Here is a 21,912-nt window from a genome sequence, read left to right as displayed (position 1 = left end):
AATCTGAACATTCCCATTTTTATCAAGCACTATGCTCACTTCATGGAAGTTAGCCTAAGCAACCTTCGGTGATAACCTTTTTGGAATGTTTTCAGTATAAAGCATATTTTTGCTTGAGGGTTGGTGATATTTCCCGATAGTATTTATACACTCATGCTTAACCGTACTAGCCATTGAAATCTAACACCTATTTATCCACAAACAAATATCCATTATTGCGACTATTAAGCTATATGCGCGGTTATCGCAAGGATTATCTTTTAGCACTCTTATACTCAACACTCAACAAACTTTTTGACATCTTCCCTGAAATTCTCTTAGGCGTCGCTGTTAATATGGTGGTATCACGCCAAGATTCATGGATTGCACAAATAACTGGGGTGCATTCATTATTTTCACAATTATTAATCTTAGGTTTGCTTACCTTTCTCATCTGGGCATTCGAGTCGTATTTTCAGTATTTATATAGCCTGAAATGGCGTAATCTCGCACAAAATGTTGAACATAAACTGCGTACTGACGTCTACGGACATATTCAAAAAGCCAATGTCCAACAGATTGAAGCAACCTCAACTGGTCAAATGATTGCAACGATTAATGATGATATCAATCAGATGGAGAGATTTCTGGAAGATGGTGTTAATCAAATTGTACAAATTGTTGTTTCTACTGTTTTCATTGGTATTGTGTTTTTATTTGCTTCCCCTTTAATTACATTGCTTGCTATTGTGCCCATTCCATGCATTATTATTGGTGCATTCTATTTCCAGCATCGTTTAGCACCTCGGTTTTTAGAAGTACGTCAAAAGGCTGCTGAAATCAGTGGTGATTTACAGCGTAATCTACTTAATCTCTTAACCATTAAAAGCTATACCACCGAAGAGTATGAAGCACAACGCATCGAAAAAGCCAGTGCCAATTATCAAACGGCTAATCGCAAAACCATCCAAATTAGCTCGATGGTAACACCGGTTATTCGTATGTTTGTCTTAACTGGCTTTTTGTTTACACTGCTGATTGGTGGCTATCAAACATTTCATGGACAAATGAACGTCGGTGTTTTTAGTATGCTGATTTTCTTATCCCAACGCCTGCTATGGCCTTTCAACAATCTTGCTGTAGTCACAGTTGACTATCAACGTGTCATGGCATCAACAACACGTGTCCTTAATTTGCTGACTTGGTCAACTGAAGAACTAAGCAATAAAGCAACATTGAAAACAATACCCAACCACCAAGATATTGTCTTAGATCATGTTACTTTTGGCTATGACGATGATGCGCCCATCTACCAAGATTTGAATCTACGCATTAACGCACAACAAACCACCGCATTTGTTGGCGAATCAGGCTCAGGAAAAAGCACATTGATTAAGCTTATGTGCCAATTTTATGCGCCTCAATCTGGTGCTTTAAACTATGGCACTGACAATATTCAAAGCTTTGATTTATCATCATGGCGTCAACAGATTGCTTTAGTGAGTCAGGATAGTTTCTTATTTGATGGCACGATCAAAGAAAACATTGCCTATGGCTCTTTTAACGCCGATGATGAGACGATTACGCATGCGGCTAAAGTTGCAGGACTGCATGAATTTATTATGCAATTACCCAACGGTTACGACACCGATGTTGGGCAACGCGGTTTATTACTATCTGGTGGGCAGAAACAACGCATTTGTATTGCACGAGCAGTTTTAAAAGATGCGCCGATTTTAATTTTGGATGAGGCAACCTCCGCTGTCGATAATGAAACCGAGCTTGCTATACAGCGTGCTTTAAACAAGATTTCTAAATCAAAAACAACGATTATTATTGCCCATCGACTGTCAACAATTCGCCATGCCGATATCATTCATGTAATGGATCAAGGGCAAATCATTGAAAGCGGTACGCATCAAGAACTGATAAAGCTCAAAGGGAAATATGCTCAACTTTGGGATATCCAGACAGGTAATATGTATTGATAAAACTAGCCGGCTATGACCATATTCCTGCCCACGTTGATTGCATAAGCGTTGGCTGAGCGTAAGTCGAAGCCTCTATGACCGTATTACTTTTCACCTTTTCACCTTTTCACTTTTTAAGTAATTAATAACTAGAGTTAGTAAAGTTTAGCTTTGCAGATAACGCCATAAATGATAAAAGTCATCAAAAACTTGACACACATCCATTTGGGTGTATTCTTATGAGAAAAGCAACCTATATTTATGTAATGGATATATATTTTTACAAAACCTCAAATGGTCGTGAGCCTGTGAAAGAGGACATAAATAAGCTACCACGTGATGAAAAGCTGGCCGCATATGCAAGATTTGCTGACATAGAAAAGTATGGCTTTGACTTTGTTAAAGTACAATTTAAACAAATCAAAGGTAAACTTTGGGAAATTAAATATAAGTTTAAGAACCAACATCGCATCCTATATTGCATGCAAGATTCAAATGCTATGGTGTTGCTTCACTATGTGAAGAAAAAAACACAAAAGTTGGAAAGCAAAGATAAGGATATCGCTGAGAAACGAATGAGTGAGGTACTAAGAAATGAAAAATAAACATATTGGATCAAGTATCCAATCAGCCATCAAAGAGCAAATGGAACATGACAAGCAATTCAGCATAGACTTTGAACAAGAACGCTATATTAATGAAATTGCCCAACTTGCTTATCAGTTAAGAATTGAGTCAGGGCTTAGTCAAAAAGAACTTGCTGAGAAATCAAATACTACACAACAAGTTATTTCTCGCCTTGAAAGCGGCTCTGATACAAGGCTACCCTCTTTTAACCTGCTCTCAAAAATAGCTCATGCACTAGGAAAAAAGCTAACCATTCAATTTAACTGAAATTTGCCAACAATGGTGAATCGTTGGTCTTCTTAGAAAGTCGCGCGACAAGCATTTATCATCAATGTTCTGGCAATTATATTTTGCCTGCAATCCTTCATCAAATTTAAACTTGCGATAGTTGTTAGAGAAATACAATACACCATTTCTTGTTAAAAGTCGCATGGCAAGTTCTATTAACTCAACATGATCACGCTGTACATCCAAAACATTTTGCATACGCTTAGAGTTAGAGAATGTTGGCGGATCTAAAAAAATCACATCAAATTGTTTACGCGCTTTAACTGCTTCCTTAAGCCAGACAAAGCAATCAGATTGAACAAATAAATGCTGATCAACATTTAATTTATTCAAGTGTAAATTGCGTTTTCCCCAATCTAGATAGGTCTTTGACATATCCACACTAACCGTTTTGGCACCCATCAATGCTGCATGCACACTTGCCGAGCATGTATAAGAAAATAGGTTTAATAACGTTTTGCCTTTGGCTGCTTTTGCCACGATTTGGCGCATTTTACGGTGATCTAAAAAAAGACCAGTATCTAAATAATCATCAAAATTCACATAAAACAAAGCATCATATTCTTTAACCACATGGAACTTGTCAGTCATTGCCTGCCTTTGATATTGGCTATCACCCTTTTGTCGTTGACGTGTTTTTAAATGAATCTGCTCATACCTAACACCTAATACTTCAGCAATATGATAAACCGCTTGCAACAGACGCTTTTGTGCAAGTTTCTCATCAACGGTTTTCCCAATTTGATATTCTTGTACATGCACATGGGTATTATAAAGATCAACTGCAACGGCATATTCAGGTAAATCAGCGTCATAAATACGGTAACATTCAAGCCCTTGCTGCTGTGCCCATTTTTGAATTTGCTGATAGTTCTTTAATAGCCGATTTTTAAACGCCAAATGACCATCATCTTGCAAAACTGCATTCTTCGCTTGACGCGTTAATTTCTGTGCTGCAGATTCATGCTGCATCACCCATTGATCTGATACTTCAAATTGATAAAGCATCGTCTCAAGCGCACCATTGAAGAATTTATTAAGCTTCATCGATCGTAATCCAAGTGCTCTGACAGGTTCACTTGCGGCACTAAAGATAGACACCTTCCAGCCACTGAAATCACGTATTAATGCCTTACCAAACCCGCCAAATAACCCCCGTAACTTTTCAGGTCTACCATGATACAAGCGCTCACCATAAGGAGGATTGGTCAAGATAAATCCGGCTTTTTCATGTGTATCATTACTTAAGTCTCTGACATCCTGCACAAAGACTTCAATCGCACCAGTAAGATCAGCACTTGCAATATTTTGTCGTGCTTTGTCCAATACGCGCATATCATCGTCATAACCAATTAGAGTTATATTGCTTTTTTCTTTGCCAATATTTTTGCGCATTAACGCTTCTGACTTTAGCGTCTGCCATGCATTATGATCAAAATCACACCAACGCATAAAACAAAACGTACCACGCGCAAGATTTGGCGCAATATCATATGCCATCATTGCCGCTTCAATTAAAATCGTCCCTGAACCACACATTGGATCAATAAAGTTCACTTGATCTTTTTTAAGCTCATCCAGCCAACCACTTTTAACAAGCAATGCAGCTGCGAGGGTTTCCTTCAAGGGCGCCTCACCTTGAGCTAAACGATAACCTCGACGATGTAAACTTTGTCCTGTCAATGACAAATAAATAAATGCCATGCCTTTTTGTAAATGGATATTAATTACAACATCTGGATGATCTAACTCAACATTTGGGCGTTCATCCATCTGATCACGAAAATAATCAACCACCGCATCCTTTGCTTTTTGCGCAGCAAACTGGGTATTATTAAACACTTGATGTTTACCAGAAACCTCGATTTTAATCGACTGTTTAACATCAAAGAAACTTGCCCAAGGTAAAGAATAAAGTTCATTATAAAAAGCATCCGCACTGTCAAATTTAGCCACATGTAATTTGCGATGCACTTGGTTGGCAAGACGTGACCACAAACAGACCTTATAAGCAGTGGCAAGGTCCGCTTCAAACTCAACACCAGCAAGCTTTTCGCGCGCTTCATCAACACCTAAAGCGAGCAATTCATCTTTTAATAATAACTCGATGCCTTTAGCACAACTTGCGAAAAAGCTTAATAATTTTGTTTGCGCAACACTCTCGGTTGCTGTTGAAATATCCATTGGAATAGTAATCGCTAAAAATTCAATCTAGCGATTATATCACTTAGAAATGTTTTTGCGGTGTTTAATTGCAAAGCATTTTCACTAAATCAATGTCTAGAACCCAAGTCAGCATCATCCTCTTCACCTTGAATTAAATGTGTCAACTCATCACAAAAAATCAGTTGATCTTCTTTGAACTCAAACATTGCGATCACTTTTGCTTTAATGGTCATGCCATTAACTTTTTGAGCTTCAGGATAATGCACACTGCATACTCTATTACCATCCTCGATCAAGTGCTCAAAATGAATATTCACCTTATTTACAGCTGCTTTTAATGATTTGATATGCGCAAGAAAATCATCAAATTTCAGTACCTTACCATCAACATGTTGTGTGTAATCAGGATGGAAATATTTATGTATATCTGCTTCATTAAACTCATCCTTTTCAAATATTTCCCTAAATATTTTTACTAACTGCGCTTTTTTACTTACGTTATGCTGTTGTGTTTTTTGAATAGATGATTTGTAGTTCATTGTCGTCTCCTTTGGTGTTGATCATCTCCCGATCTCATTAGCAGTGTATCTTAGTAATAATGATAATATCATATATATTCAGACAATATATTGCTCTTATCGGACACCCTTAAGTCTTAATTTAAACCACATCATGCCTTGTCATAAAACTACTTTTCCAATATTATCTAAAAGGTTCTAACCAAGTATCAGGGGAGGTAGTATGGAAAAGAAACTAAATCAGCCGGGGCTGTTCTCGGCAATTGCCATTAGTATCGGCACGATGATGGGTAGCGGTTGGCTGTTTGCCTCATATTACGCATCAAAAGCCGCGGGTGGGGCATCCATTTTATCATGGATCATCGGTGCTCTTGCTGTGTTAATCATGGCATTATTGTTAGCAGAAATCGCCATCAAATATCCAGTCAATGGGCTTTTCACACGCTTAATTAGCATTTCACATAACGCACATTTTGGCTTCGTTACTGGCATCTCAAACTGGCTTTTAGGTTTAATTGTCATTCCGTCTGAAGCCATGGCAACCACGCAATATATAGCATCTATCTATAAACCCATGACGCCGTATATATTCGCCAATGGCTCGCTAACCTTAGCTGGTGTTGGCGTGGTTGGTGTGTTTATGTTGATATATACACTGATTAATTATTGGGGAATACACTTTTTTGCAAAGATTAATAACTCTATTACGACACTCAAAATTATTATTCCTATTGTCACTGCTGTTCTTATGCTGCTTGCGGCATTTCATAGCAGCAATTTCACCGCACAAAATGCTAGTTTTATCCCTTTTGGCAATAGTAGTATATTTGGTGCGATTGTCAGTTGTGGTATTTTTTATTCATTCTTTGGATTCCAAACGGCAGTTAGCTTTACCGCGGAGCTTAAAAATCCTAAACGCAATGTGCCAATAGCGTTAATCAGTAGTGTGCTAATTGTTCTTGGTATCTATTTGCTCCTGCAAGTTGCCTTTATTGGCGCGCTACCACCACACATGCTTGATAATGGCTGGGCAGGACTTAATTTTGAATCACCGTTAGCACAATTAACTGGTCTTATTGGATTAAATGCCTTGGCGGTTGTTCTATATGCTGATGCTTTTATTAGTCCGTCAGGGACGGGAATTATTTATACTGGTGCGAGCACGCGTATGCTAAATGAGATGGGGAAACACGGTCAAGTACCCAAAGTTTTTGGCAAAATTAACGAACAAATTGGCATGTCGCGTATTTGCTTGATTTTTACGTTTATTTGCTCACTGATTTTGATTATTTTCTTTAGAAATTGGCAGCTGATCGCTTCGTTAACCACTACTTTTATTTTGATTTCATGTATTGCATTACCCATTGCCTACAGCAAACTCAAAGCCAATAAAAATGACCCTTTAACGATAAGCTACTTACCATTTCCACAAGTTTTTTCGTTTGTGATCTTTTTATTCTTAAGCTACTTATTGATGATTTCAGGCATTATCAATTTGGCAGTGGCTTTGATCCTGCATTTGACCTTTTTTGTAATGTATGCTGGCATGAAAGTCAAAACACACGACAACAAGCTCATCAAGGAAATGATTGTTGGTTCTTGGGGAATTTTCTTATTCTTAGTATTTGAGTTAATTGCTGCCATTATTTACAAGCACTTTGCCAATTACACTGCATTTTACATTATCTTTTTAATATTAAGCGCACTGTTTTATTTCGTGCTTATTACACAGAAATCAGAAGATCATTAAAAACATTTACAAGCAATTACACAACAATACGCAAAGTATTTACATAAATGCTTTATGATATTGAAAATATGACCGATTTTGAATCCAACCATAGCAAGCCATCGTAAGGGAGACGGTTGCTTACTGTGAAAGTTGTTACATCATAATGATGTATTTTTGAATAAATACTTAGGGGAGGAATTTTTATGGCTGTTAATACAGATAATATGAAATCACCAGCTTTATTTTCTGCCATCGCCATTGGCGTTGGTTGTATTATTGGCAGTGGCTGGCTTTTCGCATCTTACAATGCCGCAAGAGCAGTAGGTTCAATGGCATTTCTATCTTGGATAATTGGTGCAGTCTTAGCATTAATCTTGGCTTTGCTATTGGCTGAGACCGCAACAATGTTTAAAGAGCGCGCTTTTTTCGCACGCATTCTCACACTATCACATAAGAATACTGACTATGGGTTTGTTGTCGCCATTTCAAATCTAATGGGACTGATTCTGGTAATCCCATCTGAAGCTTCAGCAACTATTCAATATCTTAGTGGTATCTACCCAAGTCTTATGGCAGGCAAAGACTTGTCATTAACTGGTGAGCTATATGTTGTACTTTTGATTGTTGTATATGGTTTGATAAACTTTTGGGGATTACAGATCCTGTCTAAAGTAAATAATGTTATTACGTTATTTAAGCTTATTGTACCACTTGCAACTGGCATCATTATCATTGTCTATGCAGGATGGCATGGTGAGTTTCATGCATCCAACTTCTCATTAAGCGGCTTTCATCAATCTATGGGTGGCATGATTGGTGGCGCAATTGCCACTGTGGTTACTGGTGGCATTTTTTATTCTTTTTATGGCTTTGGCATGATTGCAGTATTTGGTGCCGAGCTTAAAAACCCAAAGCGCAATATTCCGTTAGCACTAATTGGTTGTGTCCTTATCTGTCTGGTTGTCTATCTCATTCTGCAGTTTGCCTTTATCGGTGCCATGCCAACCAAGTATCTTGAGCATGGTTGGCAAAATTTACCTATTTTCTCATCACCATTGGCACAACTTCTTGGTTTAATTGGCGTTAATGTCGCAATGATTTGGGTGCTATATGCAGATTCAGCCATTAGCCCATCAGGCACAGGAGCGCTTTATATGGGCTCAAGCTCACGCATGATCACTGGCATGTCACAAGATGGTCAACTGCCTTCATTCTTTGATCGTATTATTGCTAAATACAATCTATCAAGACGTTCATTAATTACTGTCTTTATCATTGGCGTCATTATGGTGTTTTTCTCTAAAAACTGGCAAAACATCATGATCATGGTTACCGTGTTTCAGCTAATTTCATGCGTTGCTATTCCTGTCGCATTGGCACGCTTACGGAAGTCTGAGCCTCAAGCTGAGCGCGCATTTAAAGTACCTTTTGGCTTATCATTAAGCTATGTCATCTTTCTGGTTGTGTCTTATTTGATGATACAAGCATCGATGAAAGCCGTCCTGTTAGCACTTATTGCGCATATTATTTTATTTATTGTCTACTCCTTAAGCTACTACAAAAATGACATGAGCAAAATATGGAAATCACTCTGCTCTTCTTGGTCAATTTTCTTTTATTTAGCAATCAGTGTGCCATTTAGTTATTTAGTCGATATCAAATCATTTGGTCATTTATATACCTTAGCAGCATTCTTAATTGCTTATACTCTAGCTTATATTGTCATGGTTAATCAAAGAAACCATCAGTAATTTCTCCAGCGCATAGACAACTGAGCGTCAAATCACTAAACTTAATCTTACCCTTAAGTGACAAGGCTTATTTATGCGTCAACACATTATATCTATCCTTATTGGTCTTACCTTTATGATGACTGGCTCAGGCTATGCTGATGCAAACTTTGATAAGGCAATGACCTATGCCACGGTTAATACCGTTGTTGCGACAAGCTCGGCAATTGCTTTACAAAAAGCAGGCTTTAAAACAAAAACTTATAATACGCAATATGGTTTAGTGACTACCATTGATGATAACCAAGGTGACGTATCTCAAAAGAATCAAAGTGAACCTAGCACATGGCAAACACAGCAAGAGATATCTCAACAACGCCAAGATTTTATGAGTCAATAAACTGCTATGACCATATTCCAGCCCACTTTGATTGTGTAAACGCTGGCTGAGCGTAAGTCGAAGCCTCTATGAAGTGTGATTTTTCCAAGCTTACCACACTTCGACTAACGCTCAGTGCACCGCTTCGATTGATGCTCAGTGCATCGCTTCGACTTACCCTCAGGGTACGGTGAGCACTTGTGAGTGAATATTTAGCCTTTGCTCAATAAATAAGGTTTTTAGCACTTCCGTTCACGTACAAAACATAAGGTCAATAGTGCTAAGATAATACTTGCAGGCAGAATACTAAAGGCCACTTCATAGCTTGACACACTATAGTTTGCACCTAAGACATCCGGTTGCAAGTGATCTAAAATCATGCCAACAAGCCCTTCAAAGGTGCCACCAAATATAGGCTCTCCGGTGTTGATCAGTGCCACAGCAGTCGCCATCACCCATAAAGGATTTACCTTGCGACCAACCACAAAGACCAACATAAATGAGCTCGTTACAATGCCATAGACAAGGCAGGCAATAACTAAAAAGGTTACATTTAAATGCAAATACAAAATAGCCAGCAAAGACACAAAACCAATCAATGTGCAGCAAAACATAATCGGCACACAGCGGATCTTAACCGACAATTTCCCCATAATTGGCGCGCCAATGCCCATACCAATAAAAATACACGAAATAAAGTAACTAGCTTGTGTCGTTGTTAGTGCATATTTCTGGACAAAGAAGCTATTACCCCATAGCCCGCCAAAGGCATCAATCGTCGTAAAGATTAATCCAGAATACGCCATAAGCAGCCAGTTATTACGTGAGCTGATGACCTTTTTAATCATCTTTAAAATATTCTTTTGTTCATTCTCAGCCGCTTGCTCCTCCGCCAAATTAACATGCCCCTCTTTTGGGTCATCACGCACAATAAGCCAGTATACAATGGCAAAAATCACACCGATGATTGCACAGTAATACAGACCCTCTTGCCAACCAACACGATTAAATAAAGCAGATAAGGGCGCCTGCCCAACAACCGCACCAGTCATTGCCGCCGTTAACAATAAACTACTAGCAACAGAAAAACCTTTTTCATCAAACCATGTTGCCGCTGCTTTCATATAACTTACCGTGGCAAACGCAACACCTAGCCCCATCATCAAACGACCAATAAACGCAAAAGCAATATGATTAGATGCTGCAAACAGCAAGATACCAAACGCACTGATAAGCAATGATACCGTACTAACATTACGACAACCAAAACGATCCAGAAGCAAACCAGCAAATGGCTGAACAAACAGGACACAATACAGAAAAACTGCCGATAAGAAGCCCATTTGTGCCGAGTTAATACCAAAATGCAACTTAATGTCTCCGGCAATCAGACTTGGGAAGACCAATGCAATATATTTATAAAATAATAAAAATGAACTAAGAACAATAACAATCCAAGCATAGCCTTTGATATTTTTTATTGACATGTGTTTTTCTGTTTCTTCTTTTTTAGACATAAGTCATCATATTAACAGTCCTTTTTTGGCAAAAGAAGTATATTTTTATGTTGAGATATCTCTCTTTTTGGGAACTTATAGGCTAAGCTTAAGTTAGGATGATGAAAAACTAAGGTAATAAAGACCTATATGAAGAAAATAATATCAATATTGGGTTTAGCTTTATGTGCAAGCTCAGTTACCAGTTACGCTTATGAAACATTGTCTTATGGTTTTGTTGATGTCAATGGCGGTTATGCCAATAGCCCAAGTTCACTTGATTGGAATCAATTCTCCCTACCCAATCATACAACAGCCACTAATGGCAAAAGCTCCAACGCCTTTGGCGCGAGTGTACTTGCCGGACTTGGTGCTGATCTAGGTTATCACCTATCACTAGAGACAATGCTTGGCATTGGCTTTACCAGCGCCTTATACGACAGTACCGCCACAACCACTAACACACTGACATCAGCAACCGCAAATGGCAGCTTTAAGATTGAACGCTCACTGTATGTGCCGATATTGCTGGGTTTAAAATATCAGCCGTTTAGTCGTTTAAGCTTCTCAGCTGCAGGAGGCACTGCCTTTTTAAATCAAACTTACAAAGCCAATTTAAGTGGTTTTAGCACACCCATTGCCAGTGACGGGACACTATCTGGCTTTCAACCTGCCATGCGCTTAGCCATGGATGTTCAGTTAACGAGAAGCTTAAGCCTATCAACAAGTTATTTACGTTCCTTTGGTAATGCGACAATTGATAATGACAATTCCAAACCGCTCCCTATTCAAACATTTAGCCTTGGTTTGCGCTATCAATTCCCAATGGGTGAAGCACTTGCCAAGCAACGTATTTATGGCACGCCATCAGACTAATTCATACCGTATCCGCCTTATCTACCACCATATATTTATACCACCCATAAATCACAAAACAGCTCATTGTTTAATCCAACTTAACCTGTGTCAATATTTCCAGATATTGTTAATTTAAAGTATTGCGCATACAATTCTGAGCAAATCATACTCAGGACATTATATGAAAACTTATAAAATCGCCATACTGTTAAGCTATCTATCCATCGCTTCAGTATCTGCAGTTATGCTGACACCTGCATTGCCGCAGATTGGTAAATTTTACGCACTTGATAGTTCAAGCCTTTCATGGTTTGTCGGTATTTTTTTATTTGGCTATGTTTTTGGTCAGCTGATTTATGCCCCCCTTGCCAATCGTTTTGGCAGACTCAAAGCCATTCGCTTTGGTTTTGTCATTAACTTAATCGGTTTGGTTATATGCTATATTGCGGCAACCAATATTCTATCTAGCTATAGCTTGTTACTTTTAGGTCGGGTTATTACCGCACTTGGCTCTTCTGCAGGGTTGGCATGCACTTTTACATTAGTCAATGAGTTGCTAGATGAAACGCAAGCAAAGAAAGCGATATCATACTCCATGCTTTCTTTTATGCTTGGTATCGGTTTTGCCGTCACCCTCGGTGGTGTTGTCACGCAATACTTACAGTGGCAGGATCTTTTCTTTATCTTGTTTATTCATGGCGCGCTCGCCTATTTATCAACGTTCTTATTCGATGAAACATTGCAAGAAAAGCACTCATTGCATCCGATAACCATTGCCCAAAGATACGCCCATGCACTTAAAAATCATCGTTTACGTCATTACGCTTTAATTATTGGCTTATGTTCAACAGTATCTTATGGCTACGCGGCAGCGGCACCAATGATCGCGCAACACATGCTGCATTTGACACCTAGCGAGTATGGCTACTGGAATTTAATCGCCCTAGCTGGCACACTGATCAGCGGCTTAACCGCACCACGCATTCTGCATCGATTTGATGCCAATAAGATTATTATGTTTGCCATTGCTATTATTTTTATTGGCGCAATATCGCTTTATCTTAGCATAGCACTTAACACTGGGGCATTAGTGTTCTTTGTTATTTGCGTAGTATTGTATTATTTCAGCGGACTCTTGTTTCCCTGTGCGACACTATTTGCTTCATCTGCCATTAGTGATAAGGCATCTGCTTCGTCAATGATGAGTTTTATGAATATGGGTTCAGCAATGCTAGCAGTCATTATTATGGGTTATTTACCTGGAAACAGCGCACTGCAATTTAGTCTGATACTTATTGCATTCATCGCTATCAATATAATTTCAGGGATTTTTCTAAAAAGATATAATCAATCTTGATGGTGGGTCGTGCAGGATTCGAACCTGCGACCAATTGGTTAAAAGCCAACTGCTCTACCAACTGAGCTAACGACCCGACGAGGAGCTATTATAACGGCTAAACCCCTTATTGCAAGGGCTTTTTTCAATTAATTCTAGCGCTTCTTATATATACTCTTTTCAGAATCAGAAATGAGCTTTTTAGATATGAAAAAACCTGCAGATGCAGGTTTTGATAGTGTAGTGATAAAAGTTATAGATTAAGCTTCCGCTACTTCTTCAACTTCTACTTGTGGACGATCAACTAGCTCGATAAATGCCATAGGTGCTTTATCACCAAAGCGGAAACCACACTTAAGTACGCGGGTATAACCACCTGGACAAGCTTCATAACGTGGTCCGATTTCTTCAAATAGCTTCTTAACCGCTTCTTTATTACGTAGGTAATTAAAAGCTTGACGTCTTAAAGCTACTACTTGACCTTTGAACTCATTATTGTCGTAATCAGTTGTTGATTTGCGCAGCTCAACTTCACGCTTTGCAAGCGTAATTAAAGGCTCAATAAAACCTCTTAACTCTTTTGCTTTAGGCAAAGTTGTTTTAATCAGCTCATGCTTTAACAATGACGCTGACATATTTCTAAACATCGCCTTGCGATGGCTGCTTGTTCTATTAAACTTACGACCACTCTTACGATGACGCATAGTAATTTCCTTCTAGTTAAAATTATATATTACTTACTAAGCTGCTCTGGCGGCCAGTTGTCAATTCTGACACCTAAAGAAAGGCCTCTTTCAGCTAACACAGCTTTTATTTCATTCAAAGACTTACGCCCCAAATTTGGAATGCGCATTAAGTCTGATTCAGGAAATTGTACTAAATCACCCAAATAACGAATATTCTGAGCTTTTAGACAGTTCGCTGATCTTACTGTTAATTCTAAGTCTTCAACAGGTCTAAGCAATAAAGGATCGATTTCAGGGGCATCTTGTGCAGACTTACGACCTAATGGTGCTTTTAAATCTACAAACACAGCGATCTGCTCATAAAAATAAGTCATCGCTAATTCAATTGCCACCTCAGGCTTAATCGTACCTTTAGTACGCATATAAATTTCTAATTTCTCGCTATTATTATCTAAAGCTGAAACGGTAAAAGAAACATCTAAAACAGGATTATAAGCCGCATCTAGTGGAATATAGCCAACCAACAATTCTTCAACTGCTGCTTGTGTATAAACCGTTGATGGCACAAATCCACGACCCTTGGTCACTTTTAGCGACATATTAAGCTTGCCACCTTCATTCAAGTTAGCAATCACATAATTTGGATCTGATACTTTAACATTACCACTGACTTCAAGATCTTTCGCTAACAGCTTTGAAGGACCTGCTTTGGTGATTGTCAAATACGCTTCTTCTGTTTCATCTTGTAAACTAATAGCCAACTTTTTTAGATTAAGCAGAATTTCTACAACATCTTCTTGTACACCTTCGACGGTGCAATATTCATGTAAAGCGCCTTCAATTTGCGCTTCTGTTACTGCAGAGCCAGGGATAGAAGATAATAAAATTCTTCTGAGAGCATTTCCCATTACATGACCAAAACCAACAGCTAATGGCTCAACAACCACTTTAAAGTGGTTATGTTTAACCTCAGTAACACTGCCAATTTGTGGTTTGTAAGCTTCAGTTGGACAAGTATGCATTAACTGCTCTCCGTTTATTTATTATTTAGAGTACAATTCGACAATCAACTGCTCATTGATATCAGCAGATAATTCAGCACGCTCTGGCTTAGACTTAAAAGCACCTTCAAGCTTTGTTTCGTCTACTTCAATCCAAGATAAAGTACCGCGCTGCTTAGAAAGCTCTAATGCACTTTGGATACGCAATTGCTTCTTAGATTTTTCACGAACGGCAACAACGTCACCTGCTTGTAAAGCATATGAAGGGATATTACATGCCTTGCCATTAACCAAAATGCCTTTGTGCGTCACTAACTGACGTGCTTCTGCACGTGTTGAACCAAAGCCCATACGGAAAACAACATTGTCCAAACGACCTTCTAAAAGCTCTAAAAGATTTGCACCTGTATTGCCTTTGCGTCTTGCTGCTTCAACATAATAACGCTTAAATTGATTCTCAAGCACACCATAAATACGGCGCACTTTCTGCTTTTCACGCAATTGTAAACCGTAGTCAGATAGGCGCGCTCTTTTTGCACCGTGTTGACCAGGCTGCGTGTTAATTTTACATTTTTCTTCGATTGATCTTACACCGCTTTTTAGCTGAAGATCAGTACCTTCTCTACGAGAAAGCTTACACTTAGGTCCTAAGTATCTAGCCATTTTACTTACCTTAAAATCTTATACACGACGTTTTTTCGGAGGACGGCAACCGTTATGCGGTAACGGTGTTACATCCGTAATGCTCGTCACTTTGAAGCCTTTTGCATTTAAAGCGCGTACCGCAGACTCGCGACCTGGTCCTGGACCTTTCACAAGAACATCTACGTTTTTCACACCATACTCAAGTGCAACATCACCTGCTTTTTCAGCGGCAACCTGTGCTGCAAAAGGTGTACTCTTACGAGAACCTCTAAAACCACTACCGCCAGAAGTCGCCCAAGACAACGCATTACCTTGACGATCCGTAATAGTGATAATCGTGTTGTTAAAAGAAGCGTGGATATGCGCAATCGCATCCGGAACGCTCTTCTTGATTTTCTTCTTAGGCTTTACAGCTTTTGCCATAAGTTTGATTCCTATTTGTTATAATTGTACTTATGCCCTAATTGGCTTTCTTGGTCCTTTACGCGTACGAGCATTCGTCTTAGTACGCTGACCTCTTACAGGAAGATTACGGCGATGTCTACGACCACGATAAGTACCTAGATCCATTAAACGCTTAATGTTCATTGATACTTCACGACGAAGATCACCTTCCACTGTAAATTTGGCAACTTCACTTCTCAATAACTCGATCTGCTCTTCTGTCAAGTCTTTGATTTTGTTGCTTGATTCAATGTTACACGCAGCACACATTTTAATTGCGCGTGGACGCCCAATACCATAAATCGCTGTTAAGGCAACATCAGCATGCTTATGATCAGGAACGTTAATCCCAGCTATACGAGCCATTTACAATACTCCATTTACTTTATTAATATCTTAAAATTATTAGTTAATTTGGCACGGCGGACGAATATAACGCTTTTTTTATGAAAAAGCAAGCCGCCATGCTTAATTATTAACCTTGACGCTGTTTGTGTCTTGGATCACTACAGATCACACGAACCACACGATTACGTTTGATCACTTTACAGTTTCTACACATCTTCTTCACAGAAGCTCTGACTTTCATCTGATTACCTCATTCTTGTTAAAATTATAATTTACCGTAATTACTCAAATTGGCTTTCTTCAACAGTGAGTCATACTGAGTTGACATCATATGTGATTGCACTTGCGCCATGAAATCCATGATCACAACCACGACGATCAATAGTGATGTTCCACCAAATGTAAACGACAACCCATGACCAAAAAAGTTCATGATGAAAATTGGCATTAAACAAATTGCGGTAATATAGATCGAACCAATAAGTGTTAACTTACTCATGACCGAGTCAATATATTTTGCTGTTTGCTCACCAGGTCTAACCCCAGTAATAAAAGCACCAGAACGCTTGAGATTATCTGCTGTTTCTTTCGGGTTGAAAACAAGCGCCGTATAGAAGAAACAAAAGAAAATAATCGCTGCTGCAAAAATCAATGTATACAGCAAGCTACCTGGTTGAAGCGCTTCACCAATTTCAGCCAACCATCCTAATGACGGTGAAGATGCAAACCAATTAGAAAGCATCCCAGGAACCATCAAAATAGATGATGCGAAAATAGGCGGAATCACACCCGCCATATTTAGTTTTAATGGTAAATGACTTGTTTGTGGCGCCATCATCTTACGACCTTGCTGACGTTTAGCATAGTTAACCGTAATACGACGTTGAGCACGTTCGACAAAAACAACAAAAGCAACAACCGCTAGTAAGATAACTAGCAACACCCAAACCGTGAGATATGAAATTGCACCTTGATTGGCTTGTGAAATAGTCGTGCTAATTTCAAATGGCAGGTTAGCAACAATACCAGAGAAGATTAGTAATGAGATACCATTACCAATACCACGCTCAGTCATTTGCTCACCCAACCACATCAAAAACATACTACCTGTTGTCATTGAGATAATTGCGGCAAAATAAAACAAAAATCTTGAGTCAATATCCACGAGTCCAGGCTGATTGAACGTATAAACTGCGATACCAAATGATTGCACTAACGCGAGCGCCAAAGTTGCATATCTTGTGTATTGCGTTATTTTCTTCTGCCCTGATTCCCCTTCTTTTTTGAGCTCCATCAGCTTTGGTGAAACCGCGCTCATCATCTGGAAAATAATCGACGCTGAGATATAAGGCATAACACCTAATGCGAAGATACTTAACTTTTCAAGTGCGCCACCTGAGAACATGTTAAACATGCTCAAAAGCCCATTGCCACCAGCGTATTGCGCTGACATTAACTTGCTCAACTGATCAGCATCAATGTATGGGATTGGGATATAGACACCTAGTCTAAAGACAATAATGCCTAATAAGACAAAAAGAAGGCGTTGTCTTAATTCTTTAAGTCCGCCACCTTTTTTAAGATTTTGTGTTGCCATAGCAATATTACTCTACCTTACCACCAGCAGATTCAATAGCTGCCTTTGCACCTTTTGTGCAATGCAAACCATTAATAGTAACTGGTTTATTGATTTCACCACTTGCAATAATACGCGCTTCAAGCATATCTTTACGTATAAGACCTGACTGCTTTAACACATCCAAAGTCACTACATCTGCTTCAATTACATTTAGTTCATGCAATCTGATTTCAGCAACATATCTTGCTTTTTGTGAAGTAAAACCAAATTTAGGTAGTCTTCTTTGTAAAGGCATTTGACCGCCTTCAAAACCAACTTTATGGTAACCACCAGAGCGTGCTTTTTGACCTTTGTGACCACGACCAGAAGTCTTACCAAGACCACTACCGATACCACGTCCAAGGCGCTTTGCAGCAGGCTTTGAGCCTGGCGCTGGAGAAATTGTATTTAATCTCATTGAAATTACCCCTCTATCTTCACCATGTAGTTGATCTTGTTTGCCATACCACGATTAGCAGGCGTATCAATCACTTCTACACTTTGGCGAATTTTACGTAAACCTAGACCGCTTGCACACGCTTTGTGTGACGCTTGGCGGCCAATCAGGCTTTTCGTCAACGTTACTTTAAAAGTCTTATTATCAGTCATCGTACTTACCCTTGAATTGCTTCAACGCTTAAGCCACGCTTCTCTGCAATCTCCTCAGGAGATTTAAGGCTGCTTAAACCATTGATAGTTGCACGAACAACGTTGATTGGGTTAGTGGAACCATAAGTCTTAGCTAATACGTTATGAACACCTACCACTTCAAATACTGCACGCATCGCACCACCGGCAATAATACCTGTACCTTGAGATGCTGGCTGCATGAATACTTTAGACGCACCATGGTTAGCGGTTGTTGGGTACCATAAAGTATCACCATTTAAGTTAACCGTTTCCATATTGCGACGTGCGTTTTCCATTGCTTTTTGGATTGCCACAGGTACTTCACGAGATTTACCTCTACCAATACCGACTCGACCATTTCCATCACCAACAACAACTAAAGCAGCAAAGCTCATGATTCTGCCGCCTTTAACTGTTTTGGCATGTCTTTTTACGCTGACTAACTTCTCGATCAAGCCGTCAGTTTTTTGCATATTATCTGCCATTATCAGTCGCCTTTAATTAAAATTTCAAACCATTTTCTCTAGCTGAATCAGCTAGCGCTTTTACGCGACCGTGATATCTAAAGCCTGAACGGTCAAAAGCAACCTGCTCAATGCCTTTTTCAACAGCGCGCTGTGCAATTACCTTACCAACAACTGTGGCTGCAGCAACGTTCCCAGTGTAAGAACAATCGCCTTTCACAGCTTGCTCAAGTGTTGAAGCTTGCGCTAAAACTTGATTACCATCGCCAGAAATAATTTGAGCATACATATGCTTAGGTGTTCTATGTATGCATAAACGAACTTGATTTAGCTCTTTGAGCTTAATGCGTGTACGTTTTGCACGACGTAAACGAGCAATTTTCTTATTCATATTCTACTCACTTATTTTTTCTTAGCTTCTTTGGTGATTACTCTTTCATCCGCATAACGAACACCTTTGCCTTTATAAGCTTCAGGTTGACGATAAGCACGGATATCTGCTGCAACTTTACCAAGTAGCTCTTTGTTCGCACTCTTCAAAACAATTTCAGTTTGTGAAGGTGTCTCAGCTGTCACACCTTGCGGCAACGCATGATCAACTGGATGAGAAAAGCCAAGCGTTAAGTTTACGCTGCTACCTTGCGCTTTAGCACGGTAACCAACACCTACCAACTGCAACTTTTTCTCAAAGCCCTGACTAACACCAACGACCATGTTGTTAATCACTGAGCGCGCAGTGCCTGATTGCATAACTGCAGTTTTAGACTCATCATTTGGTTTAATGTTGATAATTTTATCTGCAACTTCAATCGTCACTGCATTATTAATTTTTTTAACTAGTTCGCCTTTGGCACCCTTAACGGTAACAAGGTTATCATTTGCTACTGTAACTGTAACACCGCTAGGAATAGCAACAGGCTTTTTACCAACTCTAGACATTAAAAATCTCCTGTTTTATGCTACGTAGCAAATTATTTCACCACCAACACCTTCTGAACGCGCTTTTCTGTCGCTCATCAGACCTTTAGAAGTTGAAATCACAGCCACACCAAAGCCACCGTGAACTTTAGGAAGTTCAGCTGCTGTCTTGTAAATACGAAGACCAGGGCGACTTACACGCTTAAGCATTTCGATTACAGGTTGACCCTGATGATACTTAAGCTCAACACTAAGCGTACCATTACTTTCTTCAGAAACACCAACGCTCTTGATAAAACCTTCTTCAACAAGAAGTTCAGCAATTGCTTTTTTCTTCTTTGATAAAGGCATAGAAACCGTTGTCTTATGTGCAGACAGACCGTTTCTAATTCTTGTTAGCATATCTGCAATAGGATCTTGCATACTCATAAAATTTAATCCTTCTATTACCAGCTAGCTTTTTTCAAGCCAGGAACATCACCAACCATTGCGTGCTCACGCAACTTATTACGGCACAAACCGAACTTCTTGTAAACAGCATGCGGTCTACCAGTAATACGGCAGCGTGCTTGTAAACGTGAAGGAGATGAATTCACTGGAAGCTTTTGCAATTTAATTTGCGCATCCCACTTCTCATCATCAGTGGCATCTGGACTTAGAATAATTGCTTTAAGCTCAGCTCTTTTTTGAGCATATTTAGCAACTAGTCTTTGTCGTTTTAATTCTCTTTGGACCATTCCAACTTTTGCCATTGTAAGGTTACTCCTTAAGATTTCAGCGGGAAGTTAAACGCTGTCAACAGCGCTCTACCGTGTTCATTACTCTTAGCTGTTGTCGTAATCGTGATATCTAAACCACGGATACTATCAACTTTGTCGTAATCAATTTCTGGAAAAGCGATTTGCTCGCGCATACCCATACTGTAATTACCACGACCATCAAATGATTTAGGGTTTAAGCCACGGAAATCGCGGACACGAGGGATTGCAATCGATACCAAACGATCTAAGAACTCATACATACGTTCGCCACGCAAAGTTACCTTTGCGCCAATTGGCCAACCATCACGAATCTTAAAGCCAGCGATAGATTTTCTTGTTTTAGTAATCACAGCTTTTTGACCTGCAATTGCTTCTAAGTCTCTTACCGCGTGCTCTAACGCTTTTTTATCTTTTGCAGCTTCACCAACACCCATATTAAGCGTGATTTTAGTAATGCGTGGAATCTCCATCACATTAGCTACACCTAGCTCATCTTTAAGCTGTGGAACTACTTTTTCTTGATAGAAAGCTTTTAGCCTTGCCATATTTTACTACCTATAGATCTACTAATTCGCCATTTGATTTAAAATAGCGAACTTTTTTATTACCATCTTCTACAAATTTAACGCCAACACGATCAGCTTTTTTTGTAGCAGGGTTATATAAAGCAACATTAGATGCGTGAATAGATGCTTCTTTCTCGATAATGCCACCCTCAACCCCTTTATTTGGGTTAGGCTTTACATGTTTCTTGACAAGATTAACACCTTCCACCACTACACGGTTCTCTTCAGAAAGCACAGTGACTATTGTTCCTCTACGACCTTTGTCTTTACCAGCGATAATTACAACGTCATCGCCTTTCTTCAGTCTATTCATTCTCTGTTATACTCCAACTTATAACACTTCAGGGGCAAGTGAAACAATCTTCATAAATTGTTCACTACGTAGCTCACGTGTCACAGGACCGAATATACGCGTACCAATAGGTTGGTTGTTGTTATTCAAAAGAACAACAGCATTACCATCAAAGCGCAAAACAGAACCGTCGCGACGGCGAACACCTTTCGCTGTTCTAACCACAACTGCACTGTGTACACTTCCTTTTTTTACCTTACCGCGTGGGTTCGCTTCTTTAACAGTCACTTTAATCACATCACCAACACTTGCGTATCTGCGATGAGAACCACCCAACACCTTGATACATTCTACCCTACGAGCGCCACTATTATCAGCAACTTGAAGTTCAGTTTGCATCTGAATCATTTTTATACCTCACTTACGTCAATTTCTAAATAGTGGCGTCAAAAGCCGCACT

General features: G+C 39.3%; 28 protein-coding genes and 1 tRNA gene. 8 read left to right on the top strand and 21 right to left on the bottom strand.

The features are described 5' to 3' along the window. Positions 1 to 173 precede the first annotated feature (173 nt). The 3 genes from ACZ5V8_RS01360 (at position 174) to ACZ5V8_RS01350 (ending at position 2,843) form a co-directional block, all read left to right on the top strand. Positions 174 to 1,967 (top strand): ABC transporter ATP-binding protein, encoded by a 1,794-nt coding sequence (locus tag ACZ5V8_RS01360; RefSeq protein WP_440616195.1) that lies wholly within the window; start codon positions 174 to 176, stop codon positions 1,965 to 1,967. A gap of 221 nt (positions 1,968 to 2,188) precedes the next feature. After that, a complete protein-coding gene (locus ACZ5V8_RS01355) occupies positions 2,189 to 2,554 on the top strand; it encodes a type II toxin-antitoxin system RelE/ParE family toxin (protein WP_464218049.1) in 366 nt (121 codons plus the stop codon). Beyond that, entirely contained in the window at positions 2,544 to 2,843 is a 300-nt protein-coding gene (locus ACZ5V8_RS01350) for a helix-turn-helix domain-containing protein (RefSeq protein ID WP_464218048.1), read from the top strand. Before ACZ5V8_RS01355 ends, ACZ5V8_RS01350 begins: the two co-directional genes overlap by 11 nt. Here the strand turns inward: ACZ5V8_RS01350 and rlmKL are convergent. Both rlmKL and ACZ5V8_RS01340 read right to left on the bottom strand, forming a co-directional pair. Further along, positions 2,823 to 5,048 (bottom strand): bifunctional 23S rRNA (guanine(2069)-N(7))-methyltransferase RlmK/23S rRNA (guanine(2445)-N(2))-methyltransferase RlmL, encoded by a 2,226-nt coding sequence (rlmKL, locus tag ACZ5V8_RS01345; RefSeq protein WP_464218047.1) that lies wholly within the window; start codon positions 5,046 to 5,048, stop codon positions 2,823 to 2,825. The genes ACZ5V8_RS01350 and rlmKL overlap by 21 nt on opposite strands. A gap of 89 nt (positions 5,049 to 5,137) precedes the next feature. Continuing rightward, positions 5,138 to 5,569, bottom strand: a complete 432-nt coding sequence (locus ACZ5V8_RS01340) for a nuclear transport factor 2 family protein (protein WP_464218046.1) — start codon at positions 5,567 to 5,569, stop codon at positions 5,138 to 5,140. 202 nt (positions 5,570 to 5,771) lie between these two features. On the opposite strand from ACZ5V8_RS01340, the gene ACZ5V8_RS01335 reads away from it, so the two are divergent. The 3 genes from ACZ5V8_RS01335 to ACZ5V8_RS01325 all read left to right on the top strand — a co-directional run bounded on the left by ACZ5V8_RS01335 (position 5,772) and on the right by ACZ5V8_RS01325 (position 9,410). Next, complete coding sequence (locus tag ACZ5V8_RS01335) at positions 5,772 to 7,298, top strand: APC family permease (RefSeq protein WP_464218045.1); 1,527 nt, start codon at positions 5,772 to 5,774, stop codon at positions 7,296 to 7,298. Between the two features lie 185 nt (positions 7,299 to 7,483). After that, the gene (locus ACZ5V8_RS01330; RefSeq protein ID WP_464218044.1) at positions 7,484 to 9,031 is read left to right on the top strand and encodes an APC family permease; all 1,548 of its coding nucleotides are present in this window, start codon (positions 7,484 to 7,486) and stop codon (positions 9,029 to 9,031) included. A 73-nt stretch (positions 9,032 to 9,104) separates the two neighbouring features. Then, the gene (locus ACZ5V8_RS01325; RefSeq protein WP_464218043.1) at positions 9,105 to 9,410 is read left to right on the top strand and encodes a hypothetical protein; all 306 of its coding nucleotides are present in this window, start codon (positions 9,105 to 9,107) and stop codon (positions 9,408 to 9,410) included. Positions 9,411 to 9,628: 218 nt separating this feature from the next. Here the strand turns inward: ACZ5V8_RS01325 and ACZ5V8_RS01320 are convergent, their stop codons facing one another. Next, positions 9,629 to 10,906: an MFS transporter gene (locus ACZ5V8_RS01320; protein ID WP_464218042.1), complete on the bottom strand. Its 1,278-nt coding sequence runs from the start codon at positions 10,904 to 10,906 to the stop codon at positions 9,629 to 9,631. 129 nt (positions 10,907 to 11,035) lie between these two features. Here ACZ5V8_RS01320 and ACZ5V8_RS01315 point away from each other — a divergent pair, with 129 nt between their 5' ends. Then, on the top strand, positions 11,036 to 11,761 hold the full coding sequence (locus ACZ5V8_RS01315; RefSeq protein ID WP_464218041.1) for a hypothetical protein: 726 nt from the start codon (positions 11,036 to 11,038) through the stop codon (positions 11,759 to 11,761). Between the two features lie 163 nt (positions 11,762 to 11,924). Further along, entirely contained in the window at positions 11,925 to 13,100 is a 1,176-nt protein-coding gene (locus ACZ5V8_RS01310) for an MFS transporter (RefSeq protein ID WP_464218040.1), read from the top strand. On the opposite strand, the gene ACZ5V8_RS01305 is transcribed toward ACZ5V8_RS01310, so the two are convergent. The 18 genes from ACZ5V8_RS01305 to rplN all read right to left on the bottom strand — a co-directional run bounded on the left by ACZ5V8_RS01305 (position 13,101) and on the right by rplN (position 21,860). Further along, positions 13,101 to 13,176, bottom strand: a tRNA-Lys gene (locus ACZ5V8_RS01305). A 163-nt stretch (positions 13,177 to 13,339) separates the two neighbouring features. Further along, positions 13,340 to 13,783, bottom strand: a complete 444-nt coding sequence (gene rplQ, locus ACZ5V8_RS01300; RefSeq protein ID WP_464218039.1) for a 50S ribosomal protein L17 — start codon at positions 13,781 to 13,783, stop codon at positions 13,340 to 13,342. A gap of 29 nt (positions 13,784 to 13,812) precedes the next feature. Further along, positions 13,813 to 14,787 carry a DNA-directed RNA polymerase subunit alpha gene (locus ACZ5V8_RS01295; protein WP_464218038.1) on the bottom strand — a complete coding sequence of 325 codons (975 nt, stop codon included), beginning with the start codon at positions 14,785 to 14,787 and terminating at the stop codon, positions 13,813 to 13,815. A gap of 21 nt (positions 14,788 to 14,808) precedes the next feature. Then, positions 14,809 to 15,429, bottom strand: coding sequence for a 30S ribosomal protein S4 (gene rpsD / locus ACZ5V8_RS01290; protein ID WP_440616893.1), 621 nt, complete (start codon positions 15,427 to 15,429; stop codon positions 14,809 to 14,811). An 18-nt stretch (positions 15,430 to 15,447) separates the two neighbouring features. After that, positions 15,448 to 15,834, bottom strand: a complete 387-nt coding sequence (rpsK, locus tag ACZ5V8_RS01285; protein WP_464218037.1) for a 30S ribosomal protein S11 — start codon at positions 15,832 to 15,834, stop codon at positions 15,448 to 15,450. Positions 15,835 to 15,864: 30 nt separating this feature from the next. Continuing rightward, the gene (gene rpsM, locus ACZ5V8_RS01280) at positions 15,865 to 16,221 is read right to left on the bottom strand and encodes a 30S ribosomal protein S13 (RefSeq protein ID WP_464218036.1); all 357 of its coding nucleotides are present in this window, start codon (positions 16,219 to 16,221) and stop codon (positions 15,865 to 15,867) included. Positions 16,222 to 16,330: 109 nt separating this feature from the next. After that, on the bottom strand, positions 16,331 to 16,444 hold the full coding sequence (gene rpmJ, locus ACZ5V8_RS01275) for a 50S ribosomal protein L36 (protein ID WP_440616890.1): 114 nt from the start codon (positions 16,442 to 16,444) through the stop codon (positions 16,331 to 16,333). A gap of 24 nt (positions 16,445 to 16,468) precedes the next feature. Continuing rightward, positions 16,469 to 17,800, bottom strand: coding sequence for a preprotein translocase subunit SecY (gene secY, locus ACZ5V8_RS01270; RefSeq protein WP_440616889.1), 1,332 nt, complete (start codon positions 17,798 to 17,800; stop codon positions 16,469 to 16,471). 7 nt (positions 17,801 to 17,807) lie between these two features. After that, the gene (gene rplO, locus ACZ5V8_RS01265) at positions 17,808 to 18,239 is read right to left on the bottom strand and encodes a 50S ribosomal protein L15 (protein WP_440616887.1); all 432 of its coding nucleotides are present in this window, start codon (positions 18,237 to 18,239) and stop codon (positions 17,808 to 17,810) included. A gap of 5 nt (positions 18,240 to 18,244) precedes the next feature. After that, the gene (gene rpmD / locus ACZ5V8_RS01260; protein WP_117001396.1) at positions 18,245 to 18,430 is read right to left on the bottom strand and encodes a 50S ribosomal protein L30; all 186 of its coding nucleotides are present in this window, start codon (positions 18,428 to 18,430) and stop codon (positions 18,245 to 18,247) included. Positions 18,431 to 18,435: 5 nt separating this feature from the next. Further along, positions 18,436 to 18,936: a 30S ribosomal protein S5 gene (gene rpsE, locus ACZ5V8_RS01255; RefSeq protein WP_192484755.1), complete on the bottom strand. Its 501-nt coding sequence runs from the start codon at positions 18,934 to 18,936 to the stop codon at positions 18,436 to 18,438. A gap of 16 nt (positions 18,937 to 18,952) precedes the next feature. After that, positions 18,953 to 19,306, bottom strand: coding sequence for a 50S ribosomal protein L18 (gene rplR / locus ACZ5V8_RS01250; RefSeq protein ID WP_192484756.1), 354 nt, complete (start codon positions 19,304 to 19,306; stop codon positions 18,953 to 18,955). Positions 19,307 to 19,317: 11 nt separating this feature from the next. Next, a complete protein-coding gene (gene rplF / locus ACZ5V8_RS01245; protein ID WP_464218035.1) occupies positions 19,318 to 19,854 on the bottom strand; it encodes a 50S ribosomal protein L6 in 537 nt (178 codons plus the stop codon). 15 nt (positions 19,855 to 19,869) lie between these two features. After that, complete coding sequence (rpsH, locus tag ACZ5V8_RS01240) at positions 19,870 to 20,262, bottom strand: 30S ribosomal protein S8 (RefSeq protein ID WP_464218034.1); 393 nt, start codon at positions 20,260 to 20,262, stop codon at positions 19,870 to 19,872. A gap of 17 nt (positions 20,263 to 20,279) precedes the next feature. After that, positions 20,280 to 20,585, bottom strand: coding sequence for a 30S ribosomal protein S14 (rpsN, locus tag ACZ5V8_RS01235; protein WP_464218033.1), 306 nt, complete (start codon positions 20,583 to 20,585; stop codon positions 20,280 to 20,282). A 14-nt stretch (positions 20,586 to 20,599) separates the two neighbouring features. Continuing rightward, a complete protein-coding gene (rplE, locus tag ACZ5V8_RS01230; protein WP_440616880.1) occupies positions 20,600 to 21,139 on the bottom strand; it encodes a 50S ribosomal protein L5 in 540 nt (179 codons plus the stop codon). Positions 21,140 to 21,149: 10 nt separating this feature from the next. Beyond that, positions 21,150 to 21,473, bottom strand: a complete 324-nt coding sequence (gene rplX / locus ACZ5V8_RS01225; protein WP_117001403.1) for a 50S ribosomal protein L24 — start codon at positions 21,471 to 21,473, stop codon at positions 21,150 to 21,152. A gap of 18 nt (positions 21,474 to 21,491) precedes the next feature. Then, positions 21,492 to 21,860, bottom strand: coding sequence for a 50S ribosomal protein L14 (gene rplN / locus ACZ5V8_RS01220; RefSeq protein WP_192484761.1), 369 nt, complete (start codon positions 21,858 to 21,860; stop codon positions 21,492 to 21,494). Between the last annotated feature and the right edge of the window lie 52 nt (positions 21,861 to 21,912).

This window comes from Cysteiniphilum sp. GTC20157 (assembly GCF_055396795.1).
The sequence above is the reverse complement of the archived record's forward strand: the minus strand, read 5'-3'. Positions and strand labels throughout refer to the sequence as shown.

Coding starts and splice junctions, on each gene's coding strand:
- rpmD (WP_117001396.1), bottom strand. CDS start 18,430: ATGACTGATAATAAGACTTTTAAAGTAACGTTGACGAAAAGCCTGATT.
- secY (WP_440616889.1), bottom strand. CDS start 17,800: ATGGCAACACAAAATCTTAAAAAAGGTGGCGGACTTAAAGAATTAAGA.
- ACZ5V8_RS01355 (WP_464218049.1), top strand. CDS start 2,189: ATGAGAAAAGCAACCTATATTTATGTAATGGATATATATTTTTACAAA.
- rplR (WP_192484756.1), bottom strand. CDS start 19,306: ATGAATAAGAAAATTGCTCGTTTACGTCGTGCAAAACGTACACGCATT.
- rplO (WP_440616887.1), bottom strand. CDS start 18,239: ATGAGATTAAATACAATTTCTCCAGCGCCAGGCTCAAAGCCTGCTGCA.
- ACZ5V8_RS01340 (WP_464218046.1), bottom strand. CDS start 5,569: ATGAACTACAAATCATCTATTCAAAAAACACAACAGCATAACGTAAGT.
- ACZ5V8_RS01310 (WP_464218040.1), top strand. CDS start 11,925: ATGAAAACTTATAAAATCGCCATACTGTTAAGCTATCTATCCATCGCT.
- rplQ (WP_464218039.1), bottom strand. CDS start 13,783: ATGCGTCATCGTAAGAGTGGTCGTAAGTTTAATAGAACAAGCAGCCAT.
- rpsD (WP_440616893.1), bottom strand. CDS start 15,429: ATGGCTAGATACTTAGGACCTAAGTGTAAGCTTTCTCGTAGAGAAGGT.
- ACZ5V8_RS01320 (WP_464218042.1), bottom strand. CDS start 10,906: ATGTCTAAAAAAGAAGAAACAGAAAAACACATGTCAATAAAAAATATC.
- rplN (WP_192484761.1), bottom strand. CDS start 21,860: ATGATTCAGATGCAAACTGAACTTCAAGTTGCTGATAATAGTGGCGCT.
- rplE (WP_440616880.1), bottom strand. CDS start 21,139: ATGGCAAGGCTAAAAGCTTTCTATCAAGAAAAAGTAGTTCCACAGCTT.
- rpsH (WP_464218034.1), bottom strand. CDS start 20,262: ATGAGTATGCAAGATCCTATTGCAGATATGCTAACAAGAATTAGAAAC.
- ACZ5V8_RS01325 (WP_464218043.1), top strand. CDS start 9,105: ATGCGTCAACACATTATATCTATCCTTATTGGTCTTACCTTTATGATG.
- rlmKL (WP_464218047.1), bottom strand. CDS start 5,048: ATGGATATTTCAACAGCAACCGAGAGTGTTGCGCAAACAAAATTATTA.
- rpsE (WP_192484755.1), bottom strand. CDS start 18,936: ATGGCAGATAATATGCAAAAAACTGACGGCTTGATCGAGAAGTTAGTC.
- ACZ5V8_RS01350 (WP_464218048.1), top strand. CDS start 2,544: ATGAAAAATAAACATATTGGATCAAGTATCCAATCAGCCATCAAAGAG.
- rpsM (WP_464218036.1), bottom strand. CDS start 16,221: ATGGCTCGTATAGCTGGGATTAACGTTCCTGATCATAAGCATGCTGAT.
- rpsK (WP_464218037.1), bottom strand. CDS start 15,834: ATGGCAAAAGCTGTAAAGCCTAAGAAGAAAATCAAGAAGAGCGTTCCG.
- rplF (WP_464218035.1), bottom strand. CDS start 19,854: ATGTCTAGAGTTGGTAAAAAGCCTGTTGCTATTCCTAGCGGTGTTACA.
- ACZ5V8_RS01315 (WP_464218041.1), top strand. CDS start 11,036: ATGAAGAAAATAATATCAATATTGGGTTTAGCTTTATGTGCAAGCTCA.
- ACZ5V8_RS01295 (WP_464218038.1), bottom strand. CDS start 14,787: ATGCATACTTGTCCAACTGAAGCTTACAAACCACAAATTGGCAGTGTT.
- rpmJ (WP_440616890.1), bottom strand. CDS start 16,444: ATGAAAGTCAGAGCTTCTGTGAAGAAGATGTGTAGAAACTGTAAAGTG.
- rplX (WP_117001403.1), bottom strand. CDS start 21,473: ATGAATAGACTGAAGAAAGGCGATGACGTTGTAATTATCGCTGGTAAA.
- ACZ5V8_RS01330 (WP_464218044.1), top strand. CDS start 7,484: ATGGCTGTTAATACAGATAATATGAAATCACCAGCTTTATTTTCTGCC.
- rpsN (WP_464218033.1), bottom strand. CDS start 20,585: ATGGCAAAAGTTGGAATGGTCCAAAGAGAATTAAAACGACAAAGACTA.
- ACZ5V8_RS01335 (WP_464218045.1), top strand. CDS start 5,772: ATGGAAAAGAAACTAAATCAGCCGGGGCTGTTCTCGGCAATTGCCATT.